Origin of the sequence: Bradyrhizobium sp. CCGUVB4N (assembly GCF_024199945.1) — a bacterium.
Taxonomy (GTDB): domain Bacteria; phylum Pseudomonadota; class Alphaproteobacteria; order Rhizobiales; family Xanthobacteraceae; genus Bradyrhizobium.
The window spans coordinates 2,831,995-2,858,209 of the sequence record NZ_JANADP010000001.1; the positions used below are offsets into that span (position 1 = coordinate 2,831,995).

Below are 26,215 nucleotides of genomic sequence, written 5' to 3' on the forward strand. Positions count from 1 at the left end.
TCCGTGCGACGTGCAAGACAAGCAATTGCCGAAGAGCCACCCAAAGGCCCGGCACGGGCAGCGCAATATGTGCGCATGTCTACAGACCACCAAAAATATTCCACGGAGAACCAGAAGGACGCGATAGCCGCTTATGCCGCGCGCCACAATCTTACGATCGTCCGCACTTATGCCGACGAAGGCCGCAGCGGATTGCGGATCGAGGGACGCGATGCCCTGAAGCAACTGATCGACGACGTCAGAAACCGCCGTACCGACTTTAGCGTCGTGCTGGTCTATGACGTGAGCCGGTGGGGTCGCTTCCCCGACGCTGATGAGAGCGCTTACTACGAATACACCTGCAAAGAAGCGGGCATTCGGGTCCAGTATTGCGCCGAGCAGTTCGAGAACGATGGAAGCCTCTCATCCACAATAATAAAAAGTATGAAGCGGGCGATGGCCGGCGAGTACAGCCGGGAACTGTCGGCCAAGGTATTCGCCGGCCAGTGCCGGCTGATTGGCCTTGGCTTCCGGCAGGGTGGCACCCCCGGATATGGTCTGAGGCGGCAACTGATCGACGAACACCGGACGCCGAAGGCAGATCTTGGGCGCGGCGAATACAAGAGCCTGCAAACGGATCGGGTCATTCTAAAGCCGGGACCGCCGCAGGAGGTCGAGCTGGTGCGGCGCATCTACAGGTGCTTCGTCCTCCAGCTCAAATCTGAAGCCGAGATTGCCGCCATGCTCAATTCGGAAGGTATTCCGAACGAGTTTGGTCGCCCCTGGACCCGCGGGACAATTCACCAGATCCTCACCAACGAAAAATATGTGGGCAACAACGTCTATAACCGCGTTTCTTTCAAGCTGAAGCAGGCGCGTGTGATCAATCCGCCGGATAGGTGGGTACGGGCCGATCATGTGTTTGATGCGGTCATCGACAGCGACTTCTTCCTGGCCGCCAGGCGCATTGTCGAGGAGCGCAGCAAGCGGTTGACCAACGAAGAAATGCTGGAGAGGCTAACAACGCTTCTGAAGCAGAAAGGGCACCTTTCTGGCCTTGTTATCGACGAGATGGACGAGATGCCTTCCAGCTCCGTCTATCGGACGCGGTTCGGCAGCCTTATCCGGGCGTATCAGCTCGTTGGTTACGATCCGGGGCGAGATTATCAGTATATCGAAACCAACCGTGCCCTTCGGACCATGTTCCCGGATGTGCTTGAAAAAGCGATGGCGGGAATACGCGACGCCGGCGGGACGGTCGAGTTCGATGAGCTAACGGACATTTTGACGATCAACGGTGAATTTACGGCCTCGATCGTTATTGCCCGCTGCCTGCATACCCCGGCTGGCTTTCTGCGATGGAAGCTCAGGCTCGATACGAGCCTGCGCCCCGACATCACTATCGCCATCCGAATGGACGGAGAGAACAAAGAGATTCTCGACTACTACCTCCTGCCCAGCATCGACATGTCGGCCGACAGGCTCAGGCTCGCGGAAGAGAACGGTATTTACCTGGACGCCTATCGCTTCGATGATCTCGACGCGCTCTTTGGACTTAGCGCGCGCAACGAACTAGGAGTTGCCGCATGAGCGACGAAACGGCTCCGGAAATCGTCAAAGTTCCCGTGGCGGACATCAGGGTCCTCAACCCTCGATCGCGCAACAAGCGGATCTTCAGCGAGCTTGTAACGAGCATTGCCCATCTTGGCCTCAAGAAACCGATCACGGTCAGCCGCCGCAATGGCCATGGGTTTGACCTCGTCTGCGGCCAAGGCAGACTAGAAGCCTTTATTGCGCTGGGTCAAACCGAAATACCTGCAATCGTTATCGAAGCTTCCGAAGAAGATTGCTTTGTGATGAGCCTCGTCGAAAACCTCGCGCGGCGGCATCATTCCCCCCTAGAGCTGGTCTCTGAGATCGGCAATCTCAAGAAGCGTGGCTATTCGATTGGGCAGATTGCGGCCAAGATCGACTTCAGCACGGAGTATGTCTACGCAATCTGCTCCCTCCTGGAGAATGGTGAGCAACGGCTATTGGCCGCGGTCGACAGAGGGCTCATTCCTCACAGCATTGCCATGGAGATTGCAAAGGCTAAGGACGGCGACGTCCAAAAGGCACTTGCCGAAGCCTATGAGGCTAATGCGATTCCGGGCAATCAGGTCCTCGCAATCCGCAAGATCATTGAACAACGTAACCTGCTCGGCAAGGCAAAGACCCCAACGGGGCCGCGGCAACAGGCAAAGCGGGTAACCTCGGGAGCCCTTGTGCGCGCCTACAAGAAAGAAGCGGATCGGCAGAAACTGCTCGTGAAAAAGGCTGGGCTCGCCCAAGGCCGCCTGCTCTTCGCCGTCAACGCCCTGCGAATGCTGATGGGAGAGGCCCCGTTCATCAAGCTGTTGCAGGGGGAAGAATTGCATACGCTGCCGCGCCCCATCGCCGAGCGGCTCCACGGGGCAGGAGGACAGCCATGAGCACGGCCGATGTCCGGATAGCCTTTGAGCAAAACATCATCGTCCTGCCCTTTGATTCGATCCTGCCGCTCAAGCAGGTCTCCGACGACACCAAAAGGCTGGTCCGGTACAAAAGAGTGGCCCAATCGATTGCTGAAGTCGGATTGATCGAGCCGCTGGTCCTCTCGAAGCACCCTGACGAGAACGGGAAATATCTGCTGCTCGACGGCCATTGGCGCCGCACGGCTCTCATGGATCGCGGCGAAACGTCAGCCCGCTGCATTCTGGCGCATGACGATGAGACCTTCACCTATAACAAGCGCATCAATCACCTCGCGACCATTCAAGAATACTTCATGATCGTGCGAGCGCTTGCGCGGGGCGTTTCGGAAGAGAAGCTGGCGAAAGCGCTCGATGTCAATATCGGTCACATCAAGCGGCGGCGAGCCATGCTGGACGGGATCAGTCCCGAAGTCATCGAGATGCTGAAGGATAAGATGGTCAGCACGGTGACTTTCGATGTGATGCGCAAAATGGGTTTGATGCGTCAGATCGAAGTCGCGGAACTGATGCTATCGGCGTCGAACTTCACCGTCGGTTATGCGCGGGCGCTTCTCGCTGCGACGAAACAGGCCGATCTCGCGAAGCCCGAGAGGGTAAAGCGGATCGATGGCATGACGCCCGAGCAACTGGCGCGGATGGAACGCGAAATGAGCACGCTTCAACAGGACTTCAAAGCCGTCGAAGCCTCCTACGGAGAGGACGTTCTGCATCTGGTGATCGCGTCCGGCTACATATCGAAACTGATTGCCAACCGGAAAGTCGAGCGCTACCTCGATCAAAATCACCCGGAGATCCTTGAGGAGTTCAAGGCAATCGTTTCCGTGACTTCGCTCGATCATCCTGTCCCGGAGTCCACGGCGCGATGACCCACGGCGCTCATGCGTTATGCTTCTGGCAAACCTACCGGTGCGTCGTGAGGTTGATGAGCGGAGATTGATTAGCGTCCGATCCGCAAGGTCTCGACCCTTTCAGGTGACGATCCTTCGCGTAGACGCGATGGTTGGACGTACCAGATCGATTAGGTGAGGGCTTGCGGAGCTCATCTTTTTGGGGCCTGCGGCCCCCAGGCCGTCAAGCCCAAGCCCCACGACGGCGTGGGGCGGAAAACGGCGGGCCGTGTAGTCACCTCGCTGCGCTCGGCTCCGGCCCGCACCAGCCCCGCTCGTTTTCCGGGCTGTGACGGCCAACCCCCGCTCATTGGCGCTGGCCTAGTTCCGGTTGCATGCGCAACCGGCAATTAGGAAGGCCCAAATGAAAGCCGACATCCATCAGAAGATCACCGGCCAGATCGTCACCGCTCTTGAGAAAGGCGTGCGACCTTGGCATCAGCCGTGGAAAGCCGAACATGCCAACGGCCGCATCACGCGGCCCCTGCGCGGCAACGGCATCCCCTATCAAGGCATCAATGTCCTTGTCCTGTGGTCCGCCGCCATCGATCACGGCTATGGCGCCCCCATCTGGATGACCTTCAAGCAGGCGGGCCAGCTCGGCGCCCATGTACGCAAGGGCGAGATCGGCACCCTTGTCGTCTACGCCGACCGCATGATCCGCAAGGACACCAATAAGGAGACCGGCGAAGAAGCCGAACGCGCCATTCCCTTTATGAAAGGCTACACGGTTTTCAACGTCGAGCAGATCGAGGGACTTCCGGCGCACTACTATGGCCAGCCGCAACAACCACCCGATCCGGTGCAGCGTATTGCGCATGCCGATGCGTTCTTTGCGGCGACGGGTGCCGCTATCGTTCACGGCGGAAGCCGCGCCTGCTATGTGCCTTCGACCGATAACATCCATATGCCCTGCATCGAATTCTTTGAGGATGTCGTCAGCTATTACGCGACGCTCGCTCATGAATGCACGCACTGGACCCGCCACGAGAAGCGCCTCAATCGCGACTTCGGGCGCAAGCGCTTCGGTGATGAAGGCTATGCGATTGAGGAATTGGTGGCGGAGCTTGGGGCCGCCTTTCTCTGCGCCGATCTCGGCCTTACTCCGGAGGTGAGGGAGGATCACGCCTCCTATATCGCCTCTTGGATCAAGGCGCTGAAGAACGACAAACGCGCGATCTTCACCGCCTCCTCACATGCGCAACGCGCCGCCGACTTCCTGCATGCATTTCAGAACAAGGACGCGGCAGCGGCCTGAGGGCGGGGCGTTCGGTCCGCAGGCCGAACGCCCCTGCTCACCTGTGGTGCCGGGGATCAAAGCCGCGCTCGCGCCGCATCGGCAGGCCTTGCTGCCTGTGGGCATGGGCCGCAGCGACCATCTGCCGATTACGGTCCGCATGCGCTGCAAACTGCTCAAGCCCCATGCCGACCACCTCAAGACCCTTCCAGCCGATCAGGGCTGCGATCACATCCAGTACCCATGAACTACCGGAGGGCAGCACCAGCCATGCCGCGAAGGCGAGCATGAGCCCACCAATCGCAAAATAGAACAGCGCCCGCACGCTCAGGACAACAAAGAGGCCGATATTGACGGCTCGGGTGAAGCTGCTCATGGACGATCTCCCGGCGGCACGCAGATGGACTGGGGCTCAACTTACCGAACGCAGACCGACACCAAAATCGGTCAGTTTGGAAATGTTCGGTAGTCTTGCTCAATCGACTGTATTGGTGCACGCGACCGGCTTTCCGAAAATGTTGGTTGCCTTGAAGTTGCGGGGGCGCACCGCCGCTCATCGAGCGCGCTGCTTCCGTCCGCGTTTCAGCTTCCAGTCCGCTCGACTTCCTGCGAAACTGAAGCCTTGATCACGATCGGCCCCTTTTCCTCTTCACGCGCCCAGTAGCCTTTCAGCCTGTCCGGGTACTGAAAGGATTTTCTTGTGAACTGCCCTTGCCGGGACACCGACCGGAACGGCTCGATCCGTACCGGAGAATTCGCCGCTACATGGTCGATCACGGTAGGTCCGGTCATGTCGTAAACGCTGGCGATGGTGCCGGACACAATGTTCTCCACCATCTTGCCGACGGCAGCGGTGAGTACGGGATGGGCGGGTTCGGCGGCAAGAAAGTAGTTGGTCAACCGTCCATCCTTCGCGCGCACGAACAGTTCGGATTGATCGGCGCTCAGCAGATATTCAGGCGGCCAGGAAAACGCCGCATCGACGTCCAGATAAATTCCTCCATGGGTGAGCAACACGAGAACGCGCCAGAAGTCCGCCTTGGCCGCGCCGATCTGAAGACTCAAATACGTCTCGGCGAGTTCCGGGTGGCTGCTGCGGACGAAGGCTTCGCATTCTGCGTCATCGCAGAATCTGAATTCATGGGTCGGCGCGAGATAGCGATTGAACAGATAATTGACGTAAATCGGAAGCGTCACGTCGCTTGTATAGTTGGTCAGCCATACGATGCGAGGTATCCGCCTCGGTGCGCGGGGCGGCAGAAGCGGTGGCGACTGCGCGGGTATGCGGTAGCGTCTGTGCGGCCTGAGAAAAATGTCCAGATGAAAGAACACCTTCAGGATGTTTCCCAACACCTGAATGCATCCCGTGCTGACATACCGGGCGGCAAGCCGAACCAAACTCCGCCGCTTGCGCGGGTCGCGTTGGCCGTGCGCGGCAGCATCAATTCTCGATTTTGCGGTGAAACGGAAAGGCCCGAATTGTTTCGGGTGACGAAAAAGCCCGTTGAAATAAGCGTTTGAAGCAGGCTAGAGTTCCGCGGCAATTCGCCTCATGCACGCGCTCTCGCAGCAAAAAGAAGGGGATACCTCGTGCAACAATTCGGGCCTTACGGTTTCAACCGAGGTTGCCATGCACGAGTATCCAAACCGCATCGAGCTCAGCCTCTACAGCGCCTCTGGCGGCCGTAAATACCTCAATGCCGCCGAACGGCGGCGATTTGCAAAAGCCGCCGGGCACGCGAATGCCGAGGTGCGCTTGTTCTGCCTGACGCTATTTTTCAGCGGCGCCCGGATCTCCGAAATTCTCGCCCTTACACCTGCCTCTATCGATCTCGATAGCTGCGTCGCCTCCATCCACACGCTGAAGCGTCGTAAAGCCGGGATTGTGCGGCAGGTGCCGCTGCCTCCAAGCTTGGTTCGGGACCTTGATCGTAGGTTCGACATCCGCCGCCGCCAGCGCGATCCCATCGAGGCCGGGCGGCGCTTGTGGTGCTGGAGCAGGACGACCGCATGGCGACGCATCAAAGAGCTTATGGCCCGGGCCGATGTAAGCCGGACGGCCGCAATGCCCAAAGGGCTGCGCCACAGCTTCGGCATCAACGCGACCGCCAATCTGGTCCCGCAGCATCTCATCCAGCGATGGCTTGGCCACGCTTCACCGAAAACGACCGCAATCTATTGCGATGTGTGCGGTCCTGACGAGCATCACCTTGCGGAGCGAATGTGGAAGTCGGGGTATCCAAGGCCGATCAGCGGAATTGTTGGCCTGGCCTCCTCGATTTGGCGCGCGTTCAATTCAGGCTCGGCACTTCGCCGCGCAAGAGAGTCCTGTAGCCATGTTCTGTCATCCATTTGGCGCGGGCTAAGTGGCTCTCGTAGGCTCGCCGCGCGCGTTGCCACTCATGTTCAGGATCGATCTGCAACACGATCCGAGCCATCTCCCGCCAATCGGCACCCTCGGCGTCGGCGTCCAGCAGCCGCAGATAGGTAGTTATGTGCTCGAAATCATAAGGCGTCAGTATTCTATCGACCGGCGCTATATCGGCGACATCCGGGTCGAGCGGCGGCTTCGGCATGACGACCTCCTAAGAGTTGATCGGCCCGACAAATGGGAAAAAGCGACCGACCGTCTAGTACCTATTTACGCACCACGTGGTGCGCCTGGAGCACCACGCCTGAGCGCCCAGCGGTCTAGGGAGGCGAAAAATGTTGAATTGATTCGATTTGCGACCTGATCGAAGTGCACTTAGTCACGGTCCCAACGGCACAAACACAACAGCATTGACCGGCCAAACGGCGGTGGCAGTGTCGAGGTGAGGGCAGAGAAAGCCTGCCTTCGGGGTGTCAGAACCTCTTGATAGCCGGTGTTTTGCGTTGCCGATACAACGCTGCCTTTCGACCCTATGGGCCGGGAGGCGGCGGCGAGGATATTGCGTGAGCAATGTCCTTGGATGTCCAAGCCTCACGGCCAAAGGCCGTCGCAATCGTGCTATCACGATTTCTGAACTCCCGTGCTCGCCAGTGGAAGGTTCTCTTCCCGGTGTCTTTCCGAGCTTTCCGGAAGGGAGTTCTTGTGAAGCGTTCTGTGTGCGTCCTCTCTGTTGTGCTGGCTCTCGCTGCTCCTAGCGCCACGCTTGCCGATCAGCCGAAAGTCAATCAGCCTAAGACCGATCCGCTTGGGGGCATGATCTTCTCGGGTGCCAACCATTGCTGCGTCGGAATCGGCACCGCCAATCCGGTGGCGCATCTCGACGTCTATCAGGGCGAGCTCAAACTCGGTTCATCCGGCGTCGGATGCGCAGACAAGAACGCGGGCTCCATCCGGTACGCCGACAAGCACCTGCAACTTTGCGACGGAACGAGCTGGCGAAATGTTAGCCTCGATAAGGCTGAATGATATGGCGCAACGCGCGGTGCGCGGCAGTCGTTCTCCTCAGCTTGTCGTTCGCATTGCATCCGACGATATCCATGGCTCAGTACGCAAGCCGCCCCGGCTATTCGGTCGGAACGGCGGGAGCTGCATGCGACGGCACCAACATGCAGTACGGCTGGCCCGATGCAAACGGCAACATCCTGAAATGCGTCTCGAATGTGTGGCAGACGCAGGGGATCAGTGCGACCGCGGGCGGATCAAACACGCAAGTCCAATATAACAGCGGTGGCGCTTTGGCGGGTGACAGCGGACTGACCTACGTCAATCCCAACCTCACCATCGGATATGGCAGCCTTTATATCGGCACCAGCTCGGCCACCGCCGGGGCGGTTAAGATCGGTGGCCAGAATGCTATTTCTTTCCCATCCTCAGACTCGACAGCCGGTGCCTCGCTCGCCATCGGCAGTTCGGCGCTCGCGAGCCAAACGACATCGGCAGCCTACAGCAACATTGCCATCGGTTATCAATCCCTGGGGCTTAGCACGATGACAACGGCGGCGGTGCATAACGTTGCCATCGGTAACCAGACTTTGTCGCATCTGACCAGCGGTAACCAGATGGTGGCGATCGGCTACGACACGTTGTGGGCCAATACTACAGGCGTTAATAACGTCGCTGTTGGCTGGAACGCATTGCTTAATAACACAACCGGCAGCTACAACGATGCCTTCGGCCATGATGCGCTGAATGGAAATGTGACGGGCAGTGGCAATACGGCGCTCGGCGAAGGCGCGATGTTCGGAAACTTCGTGACCTATTCGTCAAGCAACAATACCGCCGTCGGGTTCAGCTCGATGCTGGATATCAGTAGCGGCGGATCGAACACGGCGATCGGCCAGGCATCGTGCGTTGTGCTGACAACCGGCGGCAACAACGTCTGTATCGGTCAAAATGCGGCGTCGGCGCTTCTGACGGGTAACTACAACACCTTGATGGGTCAGAATGTCGGCCCAACTTTGGCGTCCGGTTCACAGAATACGCTGCTTGGTACCAACGCGGATGTGACGGGTTCAAGCTCTACTCTGGTGGTGGCCATCGGCTACGGCACCAAGGGCAATTCGACGGATGTGGTCATCGGCGGCAACGCCATGAGTGCCGGCGGCACGGGCTTCAGCGATACGGTGCTGGGTTTTGCGGCCGGTACAAACGTAACCGGCAGCAATGACACAATTATCGGTAATCAGGTCGCCAGCACGACATTGGTGGGCGGCAGCGGTAATATCCTGATCGGCACCAGCAGCAATGTTGATACGCCGGCCGCCGGTACCAACAACTTCCTCAACATCGGCAACCTGATTTACGGCACCAGCATCGGCAGCGCCACCAGCCCAGGCAATGTCGGTATTGGTACGACGAATCCGATGAGCATGCTGCATCTCAACAATGGCGAAGTGCAGATCGGCTCCAGCAGCGCAAGCTGTACCGGCAACACCGCGGGAGCCCTGCGATACAGCGCGGGCACAGCCTACTACTGCAATAGTGCGAACTGGACGGCGATCGGCACCGCAGGCGCTGGCGGCGGCGGTTCTGGCACCGTGACGAGCAGTACAGCCGGACAGGTGGCGTATTTCCAGAATACGGGATCGACCGTAATCGGCACCAGCACGCTTAATATTGCGGGTGGCTATGTCGGTGTCGGCACCACCGCACCGGTGGCGGGTGAAGAACTGACCATTGGTAGCGCGGCCTCCACGCCGGGCCTGAAGCTGAGCGGCAATTGGTACAAGAGCGGCACCGCCACCACCACCAAACCGCAATTGCTGATCGAGCCCAACGGCGCGACCTCAACGGCATGGAGCACGGCAGGCACGGGCCTTGGCGTCAATGCAGGGTCAGGGTTTACGGGCAATTTGCTCGACCTGCAGACGAATGGAACTGAGGAGTTTTATGTTGACAAAAATGGCAATGCGACTGCCAGCCAGACGGTTTCGGCTAACGCGTTCAGCGCTGCATCAACAACTAGTACCAATTTCAATTCTTCAGGGTCATCTGCAATGACAGTGGCTTCTGTCCTTCGAGCTAATGATAGCAACACGGGAACTTTGTCTTCCTTCAGCGGTGCTTATCTGAATATCGCGCCGGCCCGCACGCAAACCGGAGCAGCCGGCGTTACCGACAGCGGCAACTTCCTCTATCTGGCGCGCGCAAATACGGTCAACAACGCGAGCGGCACCTACACCATCTCCGGTGACCTGGCGAAGCTGTCCTCAAACTGCACGCAGACGGCGGGGACATGCACGGATACATCCTCGATCCTGTCGCTCACGCAATCCTACGCCAGCGCATCCGGCACGGTGCTGAAGATTACCAACAGCGGCACCGGTTATGCCGCCACCTTCATCGGCGGCAATGTCGGTATCGGCACCACAGCGCCGGTGGCGGGTGAGGAAGTGACCATCGGCAGCGCGGCCTCGACGCCGGGCATGAAACTGAGCGGCTACTGGTACACATCCGGCACCGGCACCACCTCCAAGCCGCAATTACTGATCGAACCCAATGGCACCACTTCGACAGCATGGGCCGTAACCGGCACCGGCCTTGGCATCAATGCAGGGTCGGGGTTTAGCGGGAGGCTGATCGATGCACAATTGAATGGCGTAAGCAGTTTTAGTGTGTCTTCCGGCGGCACCACGACTATAGCGGGTACGATCTACGCCAATGCTAGCCTTGGGAATACAGCCTTAAGTCTTAATCAGGCTAGCGGTTTCACGACAGGATCTGGGGTACAGGCTAATAGCAGTAGTAGCGGCACGCTTACGGGCTTCACCGGAAAATATATCGATATCGAGCCAACCCGCACCCAGACCGGCGCGGCTGGTGTTACGGACAGCGGCAACTTCCTCTATCTGGCGCGCGCAAATACGGTCAACAACGCGAGCGGGACCTACACCATTTCCGGCGATCTTGCGAAGCTGTCCTCGAATTGCACGCAGACGGCGGGGACGTGCACGGATACATCCTCGATCCTGTCGCTCACGCAATCCTACGCCAGTGCCTCCGGCACGGTACTGAAAGTCACCAACGGTGGAACGGGCTACGCCGCGACCTTCAGCGGCGGCAATGTCGGTATTGGAACGACGACGCCGATGAGCCTTCTGCATGTTTATAACGGGGAAGTACAGATCGGTTCGTCAAGTGCAACTTGTACAGCGGGCGTCAATGATGGCGCCCTACGTTACAGCAGTGGCACGGTTTACTATTGCAGCAGCTCGGCCTGGACAGCCATCGGCACGGCGGGCGCCAGCGGGTTGCCCTCCGGTGGCACGCAATATCAAATGGTCCGTGAGGGCGCATCCGCCGCGCAATGGGAAAATGTGCCATATGACTTGCCGATCTTCATGCCGGGCACACAGACTGCCAGCGCAATCGCGCGCATTATCCTGCCACGCGCCATTCAATTACCGGCCTCACTTACAAGCTCACAATGCCTGGCGAAAACCGCCGCCACCGCCTCAACCACCGTGACGCTGAACAAAATCAGCAGCGGCGTCACCACAGGGATAGGAACGGCTGTCTGGGCGGCATCCGGGACCAGCTGTACTTTCACCTTTTCATCGAATGTCAGCCTGGCGGCAGGCGACATGGTGGAATTTGCCTTCCCGGCCTCACCTGATGCGACATTGTCGGACATCGCCATAACGCTGGCAGGGATCAGACAATGATGAAGATTATTAGCTCCCCCACTTTCATCTGACGGAGATCAGACCATGAAAAAGCTCCTGCTTCTTGGCACCCTTTCTCTCTTTACTTTTACGATCGGCCAACCTTCTCCGGCCACGGCAACCATCCTGTTTGCTTCGGGTGAGGATACGGGGTTTACGCTCAACGGCAGCGCCGCAGGCTCAACATTCACGGGTTGGCGGAGTAACTTCGCACGCGCAGCCGTAAATATTACTAACAGCGCCACTGTGGCCGATCCTCCGGCAAACCGCGCTACGACACCAACTTTTACGGCAACATCGAACTTATGGTTACATGCTCAGGTAAACTCCAGCGGTAATACAACGACTGCAAACCAACAGACTATACTTGTCCGCAGCCCGGATGGCGTATCGCGTATCGTCGTAAGAGAAACTGGAACCGCAGGGCAGCTCAAAATATCCACACGAAATGCGGCTGGTACTCTCACCGATCTGGCGACGGCAAGCAGCACATTTGCTTCCGGGGGACCTATACCCATTGATCTATATGTAAACTACACATGCTCTGGTTCAGGCGGGGTACAGTTATATTTAAGTGGTGCGCAGGTCATTAATTACACCGGTAATCCATGCACGGATTCAGCGACGCAATTAAATCAGGCCGATATTGCCGGCACCAACACCAGCTCTGGCTACTGGTCAGAAATTATTATCGCCGATGAAGATACGCGCGGCATGTCACTCTGGACACTCTACCCGGTCGCTGCGGGCAATACCCAGGCCTGGACGCCCAGCACGGTAGGGAACATCAACAAAGGCGTCATAAACGATGCCACAAGCATCGGCACATCATCCAACAACGCCTTGACCGAATGGACAACACCAACCTCTGCTCCCAATGGCGCCTGGAATGTCAAGGCAGTGGTGCAGGAAGCACGTACCCTAGTTGGCACATCCGGTCCACTGCATTTCGAATGGTTGATACGCACGATTGACGGCAGTGACAACGTAACCGGTTCAGTTGCGCCGACAACGTCATTTGCCAGCTACAGCAATCAAATCTGGGCAACGAACCCGCACACCAGCAGCGCATGGAGCCTCAGCGATATCGCGAGCGGTTTCAATCTTGGCATTGAGTCACTGCCTTGAAATTCGTGGCTGAATTTCTTCGCGCTTTTTCGTTGGCGATTCTGCTGTTCGGCGGATTTACGGGTATGGCCATGGGCGCCAGTACGGAAAGCGCAGCAAAACTGGAAGGCTATGCGGTTCTTAACGCAAGTGGCCCGCAAGCTGCGAAGCTGGAAGGCTACGCGGTACTAATGGCGACCGGCCCTCAGCTTACAAAGCTGGTGGGCTATGTGGTGCTCCAGCATCGCCGTGGCCAGGTCGGCATCGTGCAGTGATTGCGTTCGTGTTTGTCGAACTTCACCAGGATGACCCGCATTGACCTGCAGCCTCTTCTCGTCGGCCAATTGCGCAAGCTGGTCCAAAATAGCTATCGCGACCCGGAACATGTCAACTCGATGCAGATCCAGCCATCACAAAAGCACAAGGCGCGTGTCGGGTTTTACCTTTTTCCCGAGCAGCTCCGACCTCAACTCAAGCAATCACTGGAGCGACTTGCCAACCGGGCTCTCGACGCAAGTGAAGGCCGACCCGCTGTGCTCTTCGCGCGAAGTACGGAAAGGTGGGACCTGCCTTACGAGGGGGTTCTTGTTGCCAACAGGAGCAAACCCTTGCTGTCGAAGCAGACGCCCAACGATCCAGAAGAGGTGACTTAATTGCCTCGACTGATCTCGCGGACGCGATCGAGAAGCGCAGAAAATCCCCAGTCCGAAGGCAGGCCCTGTTGGAGAATCTTGAGCTGCTTATTGAAATCTCCGGACCAATGGATGCTTGGACGCCCAATTCTCACGGTGACATGTTCCGTCACCAGCCGCTCGCGCAGTCTTGCAGACTCGTCCTCAATCAACTTCGCATCGTCATGCCGGCCCAAACTCTTGAGGCAGCCCGATAGCATTTCAAGCCTGTTGACGCCGCCTTGATTCAGCAAAAATGCTTTGGCGAAACCTCCTGCCGCTGCCTTCCAGTCTTCCCGCTGCGCCGCGGACTTTCCATCGAAGTAGGCCTGCATATCCGCTAGATCGTAGTGTTCTACATACAAATTGACTGGCTCACTAACAGTAGAAACGAACTGATCCTTGTCGCGGACGACAGTCACGGCACCGACAAAATTCTCGACATAGAGCGCCACTGGCATACCCAGAACGATGCCGAACTCCGTCTTGCCTCCTTTGAATGCGGGCGGCAGTTCTTCGATATATTCAAGCGATCTTTCAGCCCATGGCTCCGCGCCCGCGTCATCATCACGCGGCCAGTAAGCGATGAATTCCTCGCGCCCAGGATTACAATAAAAGAAGGGCATGGCTTCGAAAGGCTCGTCACACATGGTGCATCTCGGTCCCTCGCAGAGTGCGCCGGTCCTGGCGAGCTCTTCCAGCTCCGGCCGCAGAGTGGTGTTGACGAAATGCCAGAACCTGTGCGGGCCGACATAGCCGCAGGAATTGCAGGTCAGATTCTTGACGTTAAATTTGCAGTGGCTTGGCTCTGGAGGTTCTTCCATGCGATCGGCCACCACGGCAAGGAACATCCGAAAAAGGCTTGCCAGATCACGAAGGCCTGGCTGCTGAAGCTGCTCGGCAGCCTTCGCGATAACGTCGCGCTCCTGATCGACCGCTGCGGTGCCTTCAAGGAACGGGCGGACATCAGCTTTAGTTATGAGCTGACAAGCCTTCTTCACAGAATCAAGATGACCCGCGGGATGCGTGTCGCGTTCGAGCTTGGCGAGCGGACCCCGACAGACCCAGAAGGCGGATACCACCTCGTTCGTGTCATAGGATGAAGTGATCGCGGTTTCAAACAGCGCGCGCACCCTGTCACGGGCTTCCTTTGCGTCCACATCACACTCCAGCGAAGGTCAGGCAGAGTTCAGGCGTCTTGATGACAGTACGCTGATTGCTTCGGAGATTTGTTTCGTTCGCGACGAGCCTGACAAAGTAATCGTAACCGGGATCGCCGCTCACCGTCACCGAGAAGAGGTCGCTTCCTCCACGGGCGGTAAGACGAAATTCCCGGTGACCGCTGCCCATCGGGATAAGCTGGGAAGTCGGGCTGCTTGCGGTCAGGTGCGCAACGAAACTGTAGCGCGTCCCCGGGTGCCCCGGCGTAACGATGCGGTGCAGATCGATTTTGCGTGCCTCTTGCACTTCGATGCGCAAACGATTGATCAGGACTTCATCCTGGGTCGGATTGTGCGCGTGAAAGTCGATTTCATACGACTCCTTATAATTAGGCGGCTCGATGACCTCATTGATAAACAGGAGGGCGTTGGGTTGGTCCGAGGTGTTTCGGTAATCTTCAAGCTGCCGCCATTCGGCAGCTCTTACAAAGACGCCAAGACACATCTGTTTGTCGGTTTGGCAGACATCATTGAGACGCGCCGCCAAGTCCCGAAGGTGTGGCAGAACATCTGAATCCGATAGCCGAAAGAAGGGCTGCATATCGGCGCCTTTGTCGGCAGCGTTCCACCATTCCGTGACGGCATCGAGCCACTCGTCTCGCGTGGGTAACCGGCCATCCGTCATACGCTGGGATATCAGTTTGCGCGCGGGACCGGCACTGATGTCGCGCAGGCGCAGAACTGCGTCTGGCTCGATGTCGAAGTCCGGGGGCAGCGATTCGACCCAGCTCTTGATCGTTGATTTCAGCCGGGATGAGAGCTCGCTTGGCGTCAACGACTTCAGGACGCCCTCGAGTCCTTTCTTCGCACCCCATTCCAAAACCGTTTCGAGGAGACCGAATGTCATCGCGCCAACCGGAAAACGTTTGTCCGCGAAAGTGTAACAAGGCAGCCTGACAGTCGCCAGTTGAATCTTCCCGTTTTGCCGACCGCGTCCGCTTTGCGGACCGGGCTCTATGAGCCAGCTCACCGAGCCAACTGTCTCGGCCCTGCGGGTAACGATCCCTCGCGCAAGGCATAAGGTGCTCCTCGCCGGGGCCACTCGGAAAAGGGGCTCGCCTGCGGCGACCGCTATCACTGCCCCGTTCCCGGGTGCCGCAAGGGACCGGTCTCGTCGCTACACTCGTCCCGCGTGCCGTCCCCGCTTTCGCGAGGACGTCGCTATGCTCACGCGGCCCGGGTGCCATTTCAGCGGGGCGATGCGCTGCGCACTTGAGATCATCATGCCTTTGAACGTTCTGACCCTGCACATCCGAGGTGGACTCTTCGCCGACGGCGCCGAACCCGCCATATTGCATCAAACGGCGGTTGAAGCGGCGGCAGGCCGCGTCGAGAATGGATCAGCTTGAAAAAGATCCACAGTGTAGATCTTACTCCGTGCCAGAACGGCTATCGAGTCCGTTCCCCGCACGACCCAAACTCGGTCAATTCCGTTGTCGAGAGTCAGTCCCGCGATGCGCTTGCCGGAGCCCAGAGCCCATACCGCAAGGATGCCGCCCTTCGAACCGGTCACCATCACGTCCTCGCCTCGCAGCCGTCCTAAAGCAACAGCAGTCACCACTTTTGCGTCTGTGGCCGGATTCGGCAGCTCTCGGCCGTCGGCTAGCGAGAATATTTTGATGCGACCGTCGCTCACTACGGCTACGACGTCGCCGGATCCAGGATAGAAACCGATGGCTAGTGATTCAACTGGCCCCGCGCCTCCCTTTTTCCGGATCAGCGAAATAGTCCGCTTGAGTTTCATGGCCGCTGAGCCACCGAGCGGGCCGGGCCTCGGCCGCGTCGAGTTTACCTTCCATATCCAGACCGCGCCTTCCAACGATCCAATGGCGACGATGCCGGTGTCATCCAACTGACCCCAGGCTAGTGCTGTACGCGGCCAATCTTTTGGCTTAGCAGTCCGAACATCAAGTGTTTCGGTCAACGCTTCCGGGCGGGGAGGTTGCCACAAGGCCTTTCCATCGCTGGAGAGGAACGCTGTGCGGCTATCGTGGCGTCCTGTGAGCGCAAAAGCGATCGTGGATTGATCGAGATCGAGCGGATCACCATGATCGCCGGGATCCAAATTCCAGACACGAAGCGGCCGGTCGGTCAGCGCCAGAACAGCGCCTGTTGGGGATACGAAGACAGACCTTATTTCCGGACCGTGCCACCGCCCAACGTCATCGAACTCCCGCATCGGGTGAACGTCTTCGACCTGACACAGCTGGACGAGCGTGGTTTGATCATAATCAGGCGCAACCGCAACGACCGTCTGCTTGAACAATGAGTCCACATCCGCAACAGCGAGTCCTCTAATGTCCGTGTCGATAAAGAGCCCAGGGATGCGATATAGCTCGCGCGGCTCTTTCGGGGACCACACAACGACTGACTTGCGATCAACTGACCCGGCGAGAATGAGTCCCTCCCGCGCATTGTATCCCGCGGCAACGACGCCAAGCTCGCCGTCGAGGGGCATCGGTGTAGGCCAGATAGACCGTCCGGTTGCCACATCGGCGCACCAGGCAATGGTCACACTATCAACGGTAGCCGCTACACATGCGACGACGCGGCCTTCATGTTCAAAGACGGCCCGGACTGGGTGCAATAGTGGCGGAAGCTGAATCGAAGCGAGGGTACGATAGTCCCACGCCTCGACAGCGCCATGACCTGACGCAACGATCGCGGGGCGCCCACCAAGGAGACCTACCGCGACCGAGTCAACATAAGCTGAAAGCCTTAGGTCTGGCCCCGTTTGCTCACCAGAACTGGCGTCTCGAATGACTGCGACTTGACCGTCATACCAGGAAGCCACCACCAGCACCTGACGCCCATCGACCTCACCGAATGCAAGCGCGTTGATGCGACGATCGTCGTTGGCGATGATGCGAACATCGTCGGCTCCCTTGAGTGGATTCCACAGATAAATCTGGGTCTCGACACCGATTGCGAGCAGTAGTACGTGGTCTTCCAGCTGCCCAAAGGCGAGAGCGCGAACCTTGCCGACAAGACCATACGTCGTTTCGAGGTCCGCGATATAGTCGAGATAACCCCGCGTCATGAGCAAAGTCGGGGTTGGGCTTTCGGCGGCCAGTGCCGTCCCGAGTTCGGCAAGCCGCGGTTGTTTGTCGTCTCGAAGACGAGCCTGCATTTGACCGGCGAGCTCACTTGAGTCCCAGCTCAGCGCAACGCGGCTTCGCCGCAACGCTTTCTGTACTGCGGTGGCGACCGCTGAAATGGGCAGGTCATCACCCGCGATCGCGTTGATGGTACGATCAACCCCAAGTAAATTGATGGCGCGCCTTAGCCAGCCCGGATCTGTTGTCAGCCGGTCGAGGCCATCCGCGTTCATACCGTGCTCGAGATGCGCGGGGAGATATCGAACGCAATAATAATTGGCCACCGCCCAACCACCGCTGCCTTCGACAAGCTTCAACAGCGCGGCGGCGATGTCGCTTTCGATCGAAACGCTGTCGGCGTAAATCTGTCGGTAGTGTTCGACAAAGGTTTGATGGGCGAGCCGGTAGGTACTCTGACCAGCCTCCGCATCGAGCGTAATGTAGGGAGCCGCAATTTCGATCGCGCGCCGCACGGCATTATCTGGAAGAGGAACATCCTTGGTGAGAGCCCGCGCAACGGCAACCCATGTGCCGCCGGTCTCGGGAAACCCGCGCCCACGCCCGAAAGCAAGCGCCCGCAACATGGCGGCAGCATTCGGTTCGGATGCTTCGATCCGCCGGACTGCGGTTTCGAAGATACCGGCATGTCCGCCATCGAGCATCCCCATCAGTTCGGGATCATCGAGGGGGAGGGCTGTGCGTGCAAGAAGTTCAGACGTCGCAAGCCTGGCAAACAGAAAGGGCTGATCGCGAGCGGCAATCTTGCTTGCCAGCGTATCGACCGTTTGCGCTTGATTGACATATGGCGATCGCTTAGCGCCGAGCCGGTGCAGAACATACCGTCGTGTCGCGTCCGAATCGCTATCGATGGCGATGATCTCGTCTGGTCCCGCCTCAAGTGCCTCGATCAGCCCATTGGCGTCCGGATTAAATGGTTTGTCGAGCCCTTCTTCAAGCGATTTGCGCGTGCCAACGAGCACCCTCGTAAAGCCGCTGCGCGCAAGCGCGGCCAACAAACGGGCTATCGGCTCAGGTTCCTGTGCTTCGTCCAGCGCATCCGCGAGCAATGTGATGCGGCGATGCTGTCCTTCCAGATGGCGAACTAAATCATTGAGTGATCCGGACCATAACTCCCGCGGTATGAAAGGCTGATCAATACTTACCGCCGTGTCCTGAGCGTCCCGTGGTTGGCCGACTTGCCTGTAGATGCTGTCCAATACGTCTGCCACGGTCTTACCCGTAAGATGTATGGATGCATCAAAAACGTTCGATGGTGGACGTGGTCCATTCCGAAGTTCCGGAGCCAGGTTGGTCGCCGCGTAGGCCTCGACCAGACGGTCGTTCGCCAGAACGCTGATATGGCCCAGCAACGCCGATTTACCGGAGCCGGGAGCACCAGTGACGACGCGCATGCCGGAGGGCGCGTCGCGAAGCCACGAGCAAAGGATATTGGTCTCTGCGCTACGCCCCTCGAAGTACCAATCAAAGTCTGCAGTCTCCGTGCCCTGCGCCTTGTTCAAAAAATGGACGCGCAATTCACTGGGCAGTTCTGCGATGACGCGCTTCAGCTCGCCGTAGTCATCCAGATTGATCACTAGCGGCGCGGAGAGCCGTTGAGGATTATTCAGAACGGCCTCCTGAGGCAGGAAGCCATGGGGTTGAAGATCGCCGAGTTCGGCCAACATCTTCCGGAAAACTTCAGTCAGTGGAATCACAGCATTGTTTTCGTTGAATTCGGTCAACGTCCGAGCGAAGGCGTCAACGAACCGACCGCTGTTGCTCGCGCCGCTCGACGAGGTCGGCCACATCCCCAATCGATGCGGATATCGATAAGCTCGCTGGCTGAGTTGGGCTTGCAAATTGATGAGACCGATATTGGCCCCGCAGCAATCGAGAATAAACAATGTCCAGCAACGCGGATCGGTTTGCCGGATATTCCAGTCCTCTGCAAAGACGTTCCAGAGGGTCCCTGTCAAAATGTCGTCTAACCGACCCTCGGGCGGCAGCATGAACTGATGGTCCATCCCGTCGTCTGTACCGTGACCAACGAGATAAATGATCGTCGATCGTGGTGGATCGTCCTGCCGGCGCGACCATCGTTTGAGGGCCGTCAGGATCTCAGCGCTCGAGGTTGCGACCACCCGGTCCACAAGTTTACCCCCGCGCTCACCTACAATGAGTTTTGCCAACCGATCCGCGTTCGCGCTGGACTGCAATGCGCCGGGCGGCTCAGGATAGTCGTCCACTGCGATCAGCAAGACGCCAAATTCTTCCATGGCCCAAATACTCTCAGGTTGTGCTATAAGAACATACACTATTTTGAAAAAATGTATTGGAGGCAGGTATGGGACAGCCAGGTCCAGTTACGTCTGACGCAATCATTTATTTGCCCGGCATCATGGGCAGTGAACTCGTCGATGCGCAAGATCGCGTTGTCTGGGGACTTAAACCCAGTCTCATTTTTCGGCAGACAGTGTTTGGCGACGTGTTGGACCGACTGGCGCTTCGCGCCAATGATGGCATTCGGGCAAGCCAGCCGATCCAGTTTCCCGCAGCGATCCCCTTGCTCTCCTCGATGGAGCCCTACCGCGCGCTGGAAACCCGTCTGAAGAGCGTTGTCGTGGCTCCCGAGGCCGTCAGGCCCTTTGCCTATGACTGGCGCAAGTCTGTAGCCGACGCCGCCGAGATGTTAGCACCCGTTGCCCGTGCGCATCTCAACCATTGGCAAGCCCGATGGAAGGTCCTGCCTGACGAGCTCAAGAAGGGCCTTCCCGATCCCGGCCTCACACTCGTGGGCCACTCGATGGGAGGGCTCGTAGCAAGCTATTTCGCTGCCTTCGGCGAGGGGGGCGAGAAAGTCCGTAACGTCATCACATTGGGCACGCCATTCGGCGGCTCATTGAACGCGGTCGGCGTCCTGGCCACCGGCAAGGCCTTCCCGTTTGGCGCGTTCGCGAATTCCTTGCGGACTGCTGCACAAACTCTGCCCGGCCTCTACGAGCTGCTCGCCCGCTGGCATTGCGTGATCGATGGCAAAGATCGGCGCGCCCTCACACCTGCCGATGTCGAAGGTCTTGGCGCCAGCCGCGAACTGGCAACGACTGCGGCATCCACCATGGCGAAACTGGCCTCGGCCTTTGACAAGCCGACGGAGCGCACTCCGACCGTCCGGGCCCTCGTCGGCGTTACCCAGCCGACATTGCAGTCCGTCCGCATCAAGGACGGAGTGCCGGAATTTTTTGAGTCCGTGGACGACACCGACCATCGCGGGGACGGCACCGTTTTTCGGTCGGCCGCGGCGCCGCCTGGCGTGGATCCAGCCTATTTGCCACAGACTCACGGCGCCTTGTCCAAGACCAACGAGGCGATCGAATATGTCGCGGCCAAGCTCACAGAGCGCCCTTTCGAAGCGTTTCTGGCCGATACGGCTGTTGGAATCCGCGTGCCCGAAGTTGTTGGCGTGGATCAGCCCTTCTTAGTCGAGTTGCTGGACGGCAGGCCAGGGCTGCTTTGCGCCATAACCGATATTGAACAGAACCAACCGCAAAAGCTGGTGCCCTCGAAATTGCGTGGCGGGTTGGTGGGGGCTGAGTTCACCGCACCAAGGCCGGGGCTTTATCGGATTTCCATCTCTGGCGGCGGCTACAGTCCGGTCGAAGCTCTCGTATGTGCAATGGATCAAGGCTAATCGGCTGCGGTGCATCCATGATCATGATGGTGGCCGGCCAAACCGGTTTGGAACGGCCGCCGCCAGAGGAGGTTGAGTCCAAAACTCGAGAGTTACGTAGGATTGCGAGCCACGAGCGCCCGAAAACCCAACCGGGCGACCAGTTGCATTTCGCTGTAGCGGGCCACCCTTCTGCAATGCAATAATCTTGTGAATTCTTGCCTCAATATTTCGGATAAGTGGCGTGCGTCACATACTACCTATTGTAGTAGTGTTAGGTTTCAGTAACGTCGATTTAATGATTCTTCCGCTAAAGGAGACGTTAACCAATCGAATCGGCAGCTCTTGATATGCGATAATTGCATAGCTACTATGCAACTACGTACTTTTTATAGGCTGGAGAGGGTGATGGCGAGCGAACCTGCTAAACCGATAGATACGCAAGCGGCGATCAAAGCCGACTTGGAGAAAATGTTTCGCGAGAACGGCGTCGAAGCAACCGATGCTCTCACCGCAGAATTCGCGTCGATGCTAACAGACTCGATCCGAGCCGCGGCGACAAGCCCTCCTACCGCGAAGACGCCAAAGCCTTGAGTGGCGTAGCACACCAAGGACACCGCGAAGACAGGAGCGCTTCGCGAGAGTTCGGCAATTTCCTTCCCTGTTATTCCCGGATCTGACAAGACCCCTCAGCCACGGCGCCAACGTTTCGCCGAAAGCCATGATGCGGGCAGCCGAGTGTGTGGGATCTCGCTGAAATTTCGATACCGCATCTCAGGCTCTAGCGAACTTGCCGCGACCGCTCAGAGCCTACCTTCAAATAGCCACCAGCACATTGAGTTCACCGCGAGGCGCTCCGAGTGCCGCCGAGGCGCTCTACTCAGCCAGCAAGGTCAGCTGGAGATGCCGCGAACCAGCATGTCAAGCAGCTGATCGGGCGTCTTGATCTCCGGGTGCAATATCTCGGTGCTGAATCCGGGTTTCTTCGCAATTGCCGCATAGTCGTCGAGAATAGCCGCGGTCACAGCATCCAGTTTTGCATTGCTAACAGCAATGCCGGTTTCATCGTAAAACGCCTTGGCAAGCGTCCGAACCCTACCGCGGGCACGGTTGTTGAATATTTTTCGACGTTTGGAGTTTGATTTCTTGGGAAATTCCGGCTTCATCTGATTCATTGAGACAATCTCTATTCTCTATTGTTTTCTAAAAGGGGCCTTCGCTGATCAGCCGCTTTGCAATCTTCAGATTGCCGTCGGTTTTGGCATTAGCCTTCATCGCATCAATCACGATGGTGTTCGACCGAGGGACAAGAAGGCCCATGTCACGCGACATGTGCTCATCAAATCTATTCGAGTTTTTGTAGCTTTCGAGAAGATCCATATAGGTACGGATCTGTTGCGGGGTAAGCGGCATCAACAACCCTCATGCAGCGTGAAAGGCAAAAAGCTACTGTTTTCGTTTACCTTGTGCAAGCTCCAGTAGTATCAGCGCTAACGGCTACCCGATCGAATTTCGATCGACCCTAGCCAACCCTCGCTCGCCGAAATCGCGGCATCATGCAGATACCGCGACAAACGTGACAGCTACCCCATAACGATTGGCCGCCCGCAATTGCGCGTCTCGTTCGACACTGATCGTAATACCGCTTTCGCGCAGGCTGATGAAATCGCTTTACTTTTTAACGGCTTAGATTGCGGCGCCGCGCTGAGGCCCGTGATGGGACGCAGCTGCCTGCGCACGGGCCCACAACCCGGAGCAGCCACGATCGCTCCGAACCGGCATCGAGCACCCCTCGATGTCGGACGGCCGTCCGCCTTGCGGACCGGGCTCTACGAGTACGCTTACCGAGCCATGCTGTCTCGGCCCATTCGGGTCACGATCCCATCGCGCAAGAGCTGATGTGCTCCTCGCCGGGGGCACTCGGAAAAGCGGCTCGCCTGCGGCGAACGCTATCACTGCCGCGTTCCCGGGTGCGCCTTTTAACCGGTCTCGTCGCTGCACTCGTCCCGCGAGCCGTCCCCGCTGTCGCGAGGACGTCGCTATGCTCACGCGGCCCGGGTGCCATTGCAGCGGGACGATGCGCGTTCGCGCACGTCGGTCCAGGCCTGTCGTAGCCTAGCTCAAGCTCGGCCAGCCCTGACTTAGCACCAGCTTGTACCCATACTCCGTCATCCATTTGGCGCGGGCGAGGTGGCTTTCGTAAGCTTGCTTGGCACGAGCCGGTTCGCGCTCGGCATCGATATGCAGGATGATTTGCGCCACCTTGCGCCAATCGGCGCCTTCCGCATTCGCATGGAGCATGCGCAGATAGGTGGTGATGTGACTATGGTCATACGGTGTCAGCGCCGCCGGATTAGACGGTGCTATTTCCGCCACATCGGCACCCAGCGGGATGATCTTTTGCATGCCTGGACCTGAACCGAGCTTTGATGGACTCTCGGAACGAAAATGTCTCTGCCGAATGCCATCTCGCATAGTCCCGATTTATGCACCACGTGGTGCAGCCGGAGCACCACTCTCCCAGAGGCTTTCGAATATTTCTGTGCCTTTCGTTCTCTAAAGCTTCTATCGCCGCTGCCGCGGCAGCAGCTTAGGGGCGCGGCCCCTCAGCGCGGCGCAAGGGCAGGCCTGCGGTTTTGGCTCCCCCACGCTGCGCGCGGTGCCCCCAAAAATCTTGCTGCGCAAGATCCTTGGCCCTTGCGCCTTGCACACCTCGCTACTCGCCGCGAGGCAGGGGTTATGGCGGCTTTTTGCCGCGCACAACCCCAGCCTTAAGGAAAAGAACAATGAGCAACAGAACCAAGACCTCCGCCGCAGCCCGCAATATCGTGATGGTGCCGCTCGGCAAACTCAAGAAGTCGCCGAACAATGTACGCAAGGTGCCGCACACGTCCGCCGAGATCGAAGCGCTGGCCGCCAGCATCGCCTCCCTTGGCCTCCTGCAATTTCCTGTCGTCGAGCCCGAACTCGGGGCCAAGGACAAGCCGACCGGCTATTACCTCGTCAATGCAGGCGAGGGACGCCGCCTCGCGCAATTGCTTCGCGTGAAGCGAAAGGAGATTAAAAAGGATGAGCCGATCTCCTGCATCTGTGACGTCGAGCACAATGCCGCTGAGATCAGCCTCGCCGAAAACGCCATCCGCTCCAACATGCATCCCGCCGATGAATTTGAAGCCTTCGCCGAGCTTCACACCAAGGAAGGCATGACCATCGAGGATATCGCGGGCCGCTATGGCGTCACCCCTGCTGTCGTCAAACAGCGCCTCTCGCTCGGCGCCGTCTGCCCCTCCCTGCTCAATCTCTACCGCGCGGGCGAGATGAACCTTGATCAGTTGACCGCCTTCACCGTCACCGATAACCACGCGCGGCAGGAGGAAGTCTGGGAAACCCTCGGTTGGGACAAGAGCCGCCGCGCCATCCTGCATGCCCTGACCGAAGGTCAGGTTTCCATCGGCGACCGCCGGGCTGTGTTTGTCGGTCTCGATGTCTACGAAAAGGCGGGAGGCAGCATCATACGCGACCTGTTCGATGAGGAAGGCGGCTACCTCGCTGACGCCGCCCTGCTCAACCGCCTCGTGCGCGAGAAGCTCCAGTCTGTGGCTGAGACCGTCATGGGTGAGGGCTGGAAATGGGTCGAGGTCGATCCCGAGTTCGACTACCGGCGCACCTGCTCCATGGGCACAATCGAGACGGTTGAGAGGGAACTTACTGAGGTGGAGCAACAGAAGCTGCAAGCCCTGCAAGAGCGGCTTGACGCCGTAAGCTATGAGGCCGAGCAGGATGATCCGCCCGGTGAAACGCTCAACGAGATCGAGCGCCTCGAACAGGAAATCGCCGCGCTCACCGAGGAGATGTTTCGGCCAGAGGATATCGCGCGGGCAGGCGTGTTTATCGCCCTCGGCCATGTCGGTGAAGCCCGGATCGAACGCGGCTATCTGCGTCGCGAGGACCAGCCGCAGCAGGAAGGCGAGGCGGAGAATTCCAAGCAGGCCGAGACTCCATTCAGACCGGCCACCAAAACCGATGGGCTATCCGCTGCCTTGGTTGCCGAACTGACCGCACACCGGACGGCGGCGCTGCGCAACGATCTTGCGCAAGCTCCCGAGCTGGCACTGATCGCTGTTGCCCATGCGCTGGCGGCAAAGGCCTTCTATCGCTTCGATAATCTCTCTTGCCTTGCCCTCGCGCTCAACGCCACATCCCTTTCAAGCGCCGCGTCCGGCATCGAGGAGACAGCAGCCTGTCAGGCGATTGCTGCCCGGCACGAAGCTTGGGCAGCGCGCATGCCCAACGAGGGAAGGGCGCTCTGGTCATTCGTCTCCTCGCTCAGCATGGATGAACTGATGTCCCTGCTCGCCCATTGTGCATCCCTGTCCCTTAACGCGGTCCAGCGCCCGGGCGATCAGTCACAAGCCGATGCGCTCGACCATGCGGCTGAATTGGCCAAGGCCATGCCGCATGACATGACCCGTTACTGGCAACCGACCATTGGCGGCTATCTAGGCCGGGTGGGCAAGGACCGCATTGCCGAGGCCGTTCGCGAAGCTGCGGGCGATGACGCTGCACGCCAGATCGTGAGCCTCAAGAAGCAGGCCATGGCTCAACGCGCCGAGCAGTTGCTCGCCGGGACGGGCTGGCTGCCACCCCTGCTCAGGTCCACCGAAGTGCGCGAACAGATTGCAGCATGAGTGTAGTGGAGAGCCGCGTTCGCGCGGCTCTCCTGACATGCGTTCCTGCGATG

General features: G+C 58.6%; 21 protein-coding genes and 1 pseudogene. 13 read left to right on the forward strand and 9 right to left on the reverse strand.

All coding sequences use genetic code 11. The features are described from left to right. Positions 1-3: 3 nt before the first annotated feature. The 4 genes from NLM31_RS12825 to NLM31_RS12840 all read left to right on the forward strand — a co-directional run bounded on the left by NLM31_RS12825 (position 4) and on the right by NLM31_RS12840 (position 4,637). Complete coding sequence (locus NLM31_RS12825; RefSeq protein ID WP_309143686.1) at positions 4-1,569, forward strand: recombinase family protein; 1,566 nt, start codon at positions 4-6, stop codon at positions 1,567-1,569. Then, positions 1,566-2,450 (forward strand): plasmid partitioning protein RepB C-terminal domain-containing protein, encoded by an 885-nt coding sequence (locus NLM31_RS12830; protein WP_254192435.1) that lies wholly within the window; start codon positions 1,566-1,568, stop codon positions 2,448-2,450. Before NLM31_RS12825 ends, NLM31_RS12830 begins: the two co-directional genes overlap by 4 nt. After that, complete coding sequence (locus tag NLM31_RS12835; RefSeq protein WP_254192436.1) at positions 2,447-3,358, forward strand: plasmid partitioning protein RepB C-terminal domain-containing protein; 912 nt, start codon at positions 2,447-2,449, stop codon at positions 3,356-3,358. The genes NLM31_RS12830 and NLM31_RS12835 overlap by 4 nt, the downstream gene beginning before the upstream one ends. Before the next feature lie 385 nt (positions 3,359-3,743). Next, entirely contained in the window at positions 3,744-4,637 is an 894-nt protein-coding gene (locus tag NLM31_RS12840) for an ArdC family protein (RefSeq protein WP_254192437.1), read from the forward strand. 37 nt (positions 4,638-4,674) lie between these two features. On the opposite strand, the gene NLM31_RS12845 is transcribed toward NLM31_RS12840, so the two are convergent. Together NLM31_RS12845 and NLM31_RS12850 are read right to left on the reverse strand one after the other, a co-directional pair. Next, complete coding sequence (locus NLM31_RS12845) at positions 4,675-4,992, reverse strand: hypothetical protein (RefSeq protein WP_254192438.1); 318 nt, start codon at positions 4,990-4,992, stop codon at positions 4,675-4,677. Positions 4,993-5,198: 206 nt separating this feature from the next. Beyond that, on the reverse strand, positions 5,199-5,969 hold the full coding sequence (locus NLM31_RS12850; RefSeq protein ID WP_254192439.1) for a glycosyltransferase family 32 protein: 771 nt from the start codon (positions 5,967-5,969) through the stop codon (positions 5,199-5,201). A gap of 277 nt (positions 5,970-6,246) precedes the next feature. Between NLM31_RS12850 and NLM31_RS43425 the strand changes: the two are divergent. Next, positions 6,247-6,741 (forward strand): annotated as a pseudogene (locus tag NLM31_RS43425) (tyrosine-type recombinase/integrase); the annotation flags it as partial. Positions 6,742-6,907: 166 nt separating this feature from the next. Here NLM31_RS43425 and NLM31_RS12860 read toward each other — a convergent pair. Beyond that, positions 6,908-7,192, reverse strand: a complete 285-nt coding sequence (locus tag NLM31_RS12860; protein WP_254192441.1) for a DNA -binding domain-containing protein — start codon at positions 7,190-7,192, stop codon at positions 6,908-6,910. Positions 7,193-7,689: 497 nt separating this feature from the next. Between NLM31_RS12860 and NLM31_RS12865 the strand changes: the two genes are divergently transcribed. The 5 genes from NLM31_RS12865 (at position 7,690) to NLM31_RS12885 (ending at position 13,471) form a co-directional block, all read left to right on the forward strand. Then, on the forward strand, positions 7,690-8,013 hold the full coding sequence (locus NLM31_RS12865) for a hypothetical protein (RefSeq protein ID WP_254192442.1): 324 nt from the start codon (positions 7,690-7,692) through the stop codon (positions 8,011-8,013). A gap of 71 nt (positions 8,014-8,084) precedes the next feature. Further along, a complete protein-coding gene (locus NLM31_RS12870) occupies positions 8,085-11,711 on the forward strand; it encodes a hypothetical protein (protein ID WP_254192443.1) in 3,627 nt (1,208 codons plus the stop codon). Between the two features lie 45 nt (positions 11,712-11,756). After that, positions 11,757-12,839: a hypothetical protein gene (locus tag NLM31_RS12875; RefSeq protein ID WP_254192444.1), complete on the forward strand. Its 1,083-nt coding sequence runs from the start codon at positions 11,757-11,759 to the stop codon at positions 12,837-12,839. After that, positions 12,836-13,093, forward strand: coding sequence for a hypothetical protein (locus NLM31_RS12880; protein ID WP_254192445.1), 258 nt, complete (start codon positions 12,836-12,838; stop codon positions 13,091-13,093). The genes NLM31_RS12875 and NLM31_RS12880 overlap by 4 nt, the downstream gene beginning before the upstream one ends. 30 nt (positions 13,094-13,123) lie before the next feature. Further along, positions 13,124-13,471 carry a hypothetical protein gene (locus NLM31_RS12885; RefSeq protein WP_254192446.1) on the forward strand — a complete coding sequence of 116 codons (348 nt, stop codon included), beginning with the start codon at positions 13,124-13,126 and terminating at the stop codon, positions 13,469-13,471. On the opposite strand, the gene NLM31_RS12890 is transcribed toward NLM31_RS12885, so the two are convergent. The 3 genes from NLM31_RS12890 to NLM31_RS12900 all read right to left on the reverse strand — a co-directional run bounded on the left by NLM31_RS12890 (position 13,468) and on the right by NLM31_RS12900 (position 20,083). Then, complete coding sequence (locus tag NLM31_RS12890; protein WP_254192447.1) at positions 13,468-14,649, reverse strand: CpXC domain-containing protein; 1,182 nt, start codon at positions 14,647-14,649, stop codon at positions 13,468-13,470. The two genes, NLM31_RS12885 and NLM31_RS12890, sit on opposite strands and share 4 nt — an antisense overlap. Position 14,650: 1 nt before the next feature. Continuing rightward, a complete protein-coding gene (locus NLM31_RS12895; RefSeq protein WP_254192448.1) occupies positions 14,651-15,556 on the reverse strand; it encodes a hypothetical protein in 906 nt (301 codons plus the stop codon). Between the two features lie 450 nt (positions 15,557-16,006). Then, positions 16,007-20,083: a caspase family protein gene (locus NLM31_RS12900; RefSeq protein WP_254192449.1), complete on the reverse strand. Its 4,077-nt coding sequence runs from the start codon at positions 20,081-20,083 to the stop codon at positions 16,007-16,009. 68 nt (positions 20,084-20,151) lie between these two features. Between NLM31_RS12900 and NLM31_RS43000 the strand changes: the two genes are divergently transcribed. Together NLM31_RS43000 and NLM31_RS12910 are read left to right on the forward strand one after the other, a co-directional pair. Next, positions 20,152-21,495, forward strand: a complete 1,344-nt coding sequence (locus NLM31_RS43000) for an alpha/beta fold hydrolase (protein ID WP_305884446.1) — start codon at positions 20,152-20,154, stop codon at positions 21,493-21,495. Positions 21,496-21,882: 387 nt separating this feature from the next. Beyond that, entirely contained in the window at positions 21,883-22,068 is a 186-nt protein-coding gene (locus NLM31_RS12910; RefSeq protein WP_254192450.1) for a hypothetical protein, read from the forward strand. 299 nt (positions 22,069-22,367) lie between these two features. Here NLM31_RS12910 and NLM31_RS12915 read toward each other — a convergent pair whose 3' ends face one another. The 3 genes from NLM31_RS12915 to NLM31_RS12925 form a co-directional block, all read right to left on the reverse strand. Then, positions 22,368-22,649: a hypothetical protein gene (locus NLM31_RS12915; protein ID WP_254192451.1), complete on the reverse strand. Its 282-nt coding sequence runs from the start codon at positions 22,647-22,649 to the stop codon at positions 22,368-22,370. 28 nt (positions 22,650-22,677) lie between these two features. Beyond that, positions 22,678-22,887 (reverse strand): hypothetical protein, encoded by a 210-nt coding sequence (locus NLM31_RS12920; RefSeq protein ID WP_254192452.1) that lies wholly within the window; start codon positions 22,885-22,887, stop codon positions 22,678-22,680. A 702-nt stretch (positions 22,888-23,589) separates the two neighbouring features. Further along, complete coding sequence (locus tag NLM31_RS12925; RefSeq protein ID WP_254192453.1) at positions 23,590-23,880, reverse strand: DNA -binding domain-containing protein; 291 nt, start codon at positions 23,878-23,880, stop codon at positions 23,590-23,592. Positions 23,881-24,260: 380 nt separating this feature from the next. Here NLM31_RS12925 and NLM31_RS12930 point away from each other — a divergent pair, with 380 nt between their 5' ends. Further along, on the forward strand, positions 24,261-26,162 hold the full coding sequence (locus tag NLM31_RS12930; RefSeq protein WP_254192454.1) for a ParB/RepB/Spo0J family partition protein: 1,902 nt from the start codon (positions 24,261-24,263) through the stop codon (positions 26,160-26,162). The last annotated feature ends 53 nt before the right edge of the window (positions 26,163-26,215 follow it).

What these genes read in the sequence shown, in the direction of transcription:
- NLM31_RS12830 (WP_254192435.1), top strand. Translation starts at nt 1,566, where the DNA reads ATGAGCGACGAAACGGCTCCGGAAATCGTCAAAGTTCCCGTGGCGGAC.
- NLM31_RS12835 (WP_254192436.1), top strand. Translation starts at nt 2,447, where the DNA reads ATGAGCACGGCCGATGTCCGGATAGCCTTTGAGCAAAACATCATCGTC.
- NLM31_RS12840 (WP_254192437.1), top strand. Translation starts at nt 3,744, where the DNA reads ATGAAAGCCGACATCCATCAGAAGATCACCGGCCAGATCGTCACCGCT.
- NLM31_RS12845 (WP_254192438.1), bottom strand. Translation starts at nt 4,992, where the DNA reads ATGAGCAGCTTCACCCGAGCCGTCAATATCGGCCTCTTTGTTGTCCTG.
- NLM31_RS12860 (WP_254192441.1), bottom strand. Translation starts at nt 7,192, where the DNA reads ATGCCGAAGCCGCCGCTCGACCCGGATGTCGCCGATATAGCGCCGGTC.
- NLM31_RS12870 (WP_254192443.1), top strand. Translation starts at nt 8,085, where the DNA reads ATGGCTCAGTACGCAAGCCGCCCCGGCTATTCGGTCGGAACGGCGGGA.
- NLM31_RS12875 (WP_254192444.1), top strand. Translation starts at nt 11,757, where the DNA reads ATGAAAAAGCTCCTGCTTCTTGGCACCCTTTCTCTCTTTACTTTTACG.
- NLM31_RS12885 (WP_254192446.1), top strand. Translation starts at nt 13,124, where the DNA reads ATGACCCGCATTGACCTGCAGCCTCTTCTCGTCGGCCAATTGCGCAAG.
- NLM31_RS12895 (WP_254192448.1), bottom strand. Translation starts at nt 15,556, where the DNA reads ATGACATTCGGTCTCCTCGAAACGGTTTTGGAATGGGGTGCGAAGAAA.
- NLM31_RS12900 (WP_254192449.1), bottom strand. Translation starts at nt 20,083, where the DNA reads ATGGAAGAATTTGGCGTCTTGCTGATCGCAGTGGACGACTATCCTGAG.
- NLM31_RS43000 (WP_305884446.1), top strand. Translation starts at nt 20,152, where the DNA reads ATGGGACAGCCAGGTCCAGTTACGTCTGACGCAATCATTTATTTGCCC.
- NLM31_RS12910 (WP_254192450.1), top strand. Translation starts at nt 21,883, where the DNA reads ATGGCGAGCGAACCTGCTAAACCGATAGATACGCAAGCGGCGATCAAA.
- NLM31_RS12915 (WP_254192451.1), bottom strand. Translation starts at nt 22,649, where the DNA reads ATGAATCAGATGAAGCCGGAATTTCCCAAGAAATCAAACTCCAAACGT.
- NLM31_RS12920 (WP_254192452.1), bottom strand. Translation starts at nt 22,887, where the DNA reads ATGCCGCTTACCCCGCAACAGATCCGTACCTATATGGATCTTCTCGAA.
- NLM31_RS12925 (WP_254192453.1), bottom strand. Translation starts at nt 23,880, where the DNA reads ATGCAAAAGATCATCCCGCTGGGTGCCGATGTGGCGGAAATAGCACCG.
- NLM31_RS12930 (WP_254192454.1), top strand. Translation starts at nt 24,261, where the DNA reads ATGAGCAACAGAACCAAGACCTCCGCCGCAGCCCGCAATATCGTGATG.